This window comes from Campylobacter sp. BCW_6464, assembly GCF_001762775.1.
In the GTDB taxonomy this organism is placed as follows: domain Bacteria; phylum Campylobacterota; class Campylobacteria; order Campylobacterales; family Campylobacteraceae; genus Campylobacter_D; species Campylobacter_D jejuni.
The window spans coordinates 1-4,525 of sequence record NZ_MJXM01000060.1 but is presented as its reverse complement, the minus strand read 5'-3'; the positions used below and the strand labels follow the sequence as shown (position 1 = coordinate 4,525).

1 protein-coding gene and 1 pseudogene are annotated in these 4,525 nt (G+C 26.3%); both read right to left on the bottom strand.

The window, feature by feature from the left end; translation table 11 throughout:
* Positions 1 to 432 (bottom strand): annotated as a pseudogene (locus AJ885_RS07425) (hypothetical protein); the annotation flags it as partial.
* Between the two features lie 18 nt (positions 433 to 450).
* Positions 451 to 4,365 carry a hypothetical protein gene (locus tag AJ885_RS07420; protein WP_070281017.1) on the bottom strand — a complete coding sequence of 1,305 codons (3,915 nt, stop codon included), beginning with the start codon at positions 4,363 to 4,365 and terminating at the stop codon, positions 451 to 453.
* Positions 4,366 to 4,525 lie beyond the last annotated feature (160 nt).

The window sequence follows — 4,525 nt, the reverse complement described above, 5'->3', positions numbered from 1 at the left end:
TCCTTTTTCATCTACATTAGCATAAGCATCATAGGGTATATCTATAACCACAGATCTTAATCCACTTCTTATTGCTAAATATTTATATCTTTCTCTTTTGGTTTTTAAAGAATGATAATAAGCTTTTTCTGCTTTAGTCCAAGGAGCTATAGCTCCTTTGATAGGATCTTTTAAATATATACTTTGCCAATCTTTAAATTCAAGTAAAGTAGAACTTTGTCCTGTATAAAAGTTAGGATCTAGGTATTGGGGTTTATAGTCTTTGTAGGGGGAGTTTTTCATAATATGATAAGATTTAAAAACCGCTTTGGAATATTCTTCGGTATAGTTGCCTGTGGGCTTAATATTTTCTTTAAAGAGTATTTTATTGGTATCTTTTTCCACATCTAATGTTAACCCATTGGGTGTATAAATCTCATAAGTTTCACTCATTATCTATCCTTTCTTAATTTAACCCATGTATAAACCATCTTCTATGATTATGGTAGTAGCTAGTCTGCCTATGAAATTAGGCGGAGTTTTTGTTTCTGATGTGATATCAGTATTTGCACTTGCCTTGCTAGTGTTATTTTCTCTTTTGTCTATAGCTTTCAAGCTTTCTTTATTTTCATTTATCCCTATATACATAGCCTTAAGATTGTTTTGTCCTATGATATTGAGTTTTTCTAGTAATCTTCTGGTTTTATTTTTATCTTCTATATATCTTCCTGTTTTATCTTTACTTGTATTGTAAATTCCATTAGCAAAATCTTGTAAAATTTGTAAAGCTTCATTGTAAGCTTGAATGGCTGTTAAATTGATTTCATCATTAACTTCTTTATAATACTTTTCTAATGTAGTGTTTTTTAGGATATAAATTTCAGATTTAATGAGTTCTATACTATTTAAACTTTGATTAAAAAAAGTATAATCATCTCTTTCTTGTATAGTTTCATTTTCATCTTTTGTTATCCTTAAAGCGGATCTTTTCTCATCAATAATCAAATAAGATAAAAGTCTTTTTAAAAGAAATTCTTTATTTTCTTCAAGCTTTTGATCTATTTCATAATGAAAGGAAAAATGAGTGTCAAAAACTCCTGTGCAAAGATCTATGCCATAAAAAATTTTCTTTAAATCAAAGCTAATGAATTTCGAATTGATTGCAAAAGGATAAGTTACAAAATGATCTCTTATAACCGCTAAAGGAGAATCATCTTTAAAGGTGTAAAGCTGATAAACAATGCTTTCATATTGTTCTTGTAGGGCTTTAAAATTTGTTGGAAAGAGATAATTTAAAAAAATACCCACAAATTCTCCAGTCACAATAGAAGCAAGGTCAAGTTTATTTAGCTTAGCATAAGTATAAATAGTATATTTTTGAGTTTGTATATCCATGCTATGCATAAGAGCAATTTTAGATATATTGCTTTCTTGATTAGAGTATATAAATAATTGTTTCATATATTTATCACTCCAATAAATCTTAATTTGTTTTTCATTAAAGTATTCTTTTATCTTTGTGATAAATAGATTTAAACCGGATGTATTTTTTTGTATTATTAAATTGGATTTTATCTCTTGTGCTAAAATCATTTGGATTTTAGTATGAATTAATTCTTTTTCTATTTGCTGCAAGCGTGCTTTTATTATTAAATTAGATTTTATGTGTATATGATATATACTATTCTTTTTTGGAGGTGCAAAAATACCAAGCTGTTCTTTAAAAAATTCTTTAAATCCTTCTTTGTTTATTTTAATACAAGCTTGAATAACATATTCTATTGTTTTTAAAAAATTAAAATCCCACAACATTTGAGCTGTAAAGCTGATAAAAGGACTAGCACTTAATAAAATTTTTAACATTGCATAAGTAAATATTTCAGTTGTTTTTTGTTCTTTTGCCTTATTTAAATATTCTTTTCCATACATCTGTTCCAAAAGCTTTGATAAATCTGATATTTGTTTCTCTATATCCATCCATGCAACAAAAGCTCGTTGCGTTTCTTCGTCTAAATTCATAAATTCTTTAATGCATTTTTGTTCATCTAAATGATACATTTGCTTTAATTTGATTATTTTTTTATCTAATGTATTTGTTGTATCTAAATCTTTTGATAATTCATTAAAAAAATCATCTATAGTTATCGAATTATCATTTTCCACAAAAGAATAATCTTTTTTGTCAAGTATTTTTAATAATTGCGATACAACTTCATATGCTGTAATATTTGTTGGCTCATTATTTACATATATTGGACATTCATCTGTCCATAAAACATAAGTTTCCTCTAAGTATTTTATATATACAAAATTACTGCCTCCATATTTTTTCAAATCCAAATTGATATTTGGAAAAATAAGCTTAGCTTGATACAAGACAAATGAAATAAATAAACATTCCATTAAAGAATAGTTCCCAAATGAAGATTTATCCGATTTTTCAAAAAACTCTTTTTTCAAAAAAGTTAAATATTGATGAGCTATCTTCTTTTCTTTTTCTATGATGGATTCTTTGGCTTCGTTTTGTTTAAAGAATTTTTTGATATAAAAATAAGGAAGCCATTTTTTATCATTTATTTTTTTATTGTAGTCAATATAAGCTAAAATGTTTATTCGTTCGCAATGTCGTAAATTTTCCGTCTTTTTTACTATTTCTATCATTGGCTCATTTTCTGATATTGCTAATTTTTCTTTAGCTGTTTTTGCGAATTCTGGTAGCTTCTGCGGTGTAGCAACAAAATTTGTTAAATATTTATAAACCTTTTGCATATCTTCATAAGCTTTTTTACTATTCTCATAAGCTTCTTTGGATATTTTCACAAAAGGGCTTAATTGTAAAATATAAGGTTCATTTTCATCTTGTGGCATTTCTATGCTATATTCGCTATAATCTCTTGTGCTGTCATAAGTTTTTTTTGAAGTATCAATATTTTTTTTAATTCTTCTGTATTTATCTTGTATATTATAGTTGGCGATTTCTTGAGTTAAACTTTCACTAAGTCCTGCATTGTATTTATTGGGGATATTTGAAATAATCAAATAATTTTTACTCATTTTAGTTGTATTTAAACCTATTTGTGCATTTTGATTTTTTTGTGCGAAAAATTCAGCTAGTTTACTTGAGTTAAAATTTGGACTTTCTATATAGGAAAAATAAATAAATTGTTTAATATCTTCTTGCAAATTCTTTAAAATAGCATTGTTTTTTAAATACAAATTAGATAATTTTTGCGTTGAAATGAAAGCGGGTAAATTGCTCGATTTTGAATCATTGGGTGTATTTTTATATCCCTTGTCTTTTTGTTCTGGGTTTAAAAAGATTTCACTAAAAATATTTTCAATGCTTTTTATTTCTTCGCTTAAAGTGATTTTATAAGCCAAATTCGAAGCGATATTGCTTTCATCACTTCCAAGATATAATCCAAAACCACTTAAATCAATAATTTCTTTTTTATTAATAATTAAAACACAAGATAACAAGCGAGAATTAATATAATGAATAAACATAGCACATCTAGTGGCTAAAAATGCGGCTAAAGTCGTTAAAAGTGTGCCATAATCTCTTTGAGCAAATTCATAATACTCGCTTGCAGAACCCATTAAAGAAAATAAACCAGCAGCCGAAATAGCTAATCCTGTCCCACCTGTAAGAACAGCTACCACTGTGGCTATTGCAACACCCGCTATAGCACTTAGTATGATTTTAATTTTTTCATATTCTTTTTCTTCGGCAAGTTTTTTAATGTGTTCTAACAACTCATTGATAAATTTTTCATAAGTATTTTTTAAAGTGGGACTTATGCTATTTTTGAAAAAATCCGATTCTATGACATTTCCAATCTTTTCTAAAACTTTTTTCTTAAAATCATCAAATTTCTCACTGCTTATATCATCAGGATCAATGTTTTCGATTAACTCGTCTAAGGTTGTTATATCTTCAGAATCTTTAGCTAGTTCTTTTAAAGTATTGATAAATTCGATACAAAGATTATTTTTATCTGTATGATAAAAAAGATTAAAATCTTTACCTTGTTTCTTGTCTTGAATTTCTTCTTCTAAGTCTTCTAAATAAACTTTAGTGCAAATTTCACTGCTTGATAAATCTTTTAAATTTACATTTTGTCCAGCATCAAGCTCATTAAGGGTATGGATATTTATTTCTATATTATTGTGATTATCACAAGTTTGTTTTAAAATTTCTAGTATTTCCATAGTCAATATTTGATTTTTAGATAGCATTTTTCTTTGATGAAAATCAATATTTTTTAATATAGCGTGTAAAATAGAAAAATTAGGATAAACAAAATCAATCTGTTTAACTTCTTTATTGTTGATTGTTAAATTTTTAATAGTTTGAATTAACTCTGTTTTAGAACTTATAAACATAAAAGATTCCTTATATAAAGTATTATTATATCATTTTTTATTTGCTAATATTTTTTGTCTCTCTATTAATCTCTCCTATCCACCTAAGCACATTGCCCTTATCATCAATCTCAACTTCTAAATCTTTGTATTTGTTGTAAAATTTAGGAGCTAAGATTTC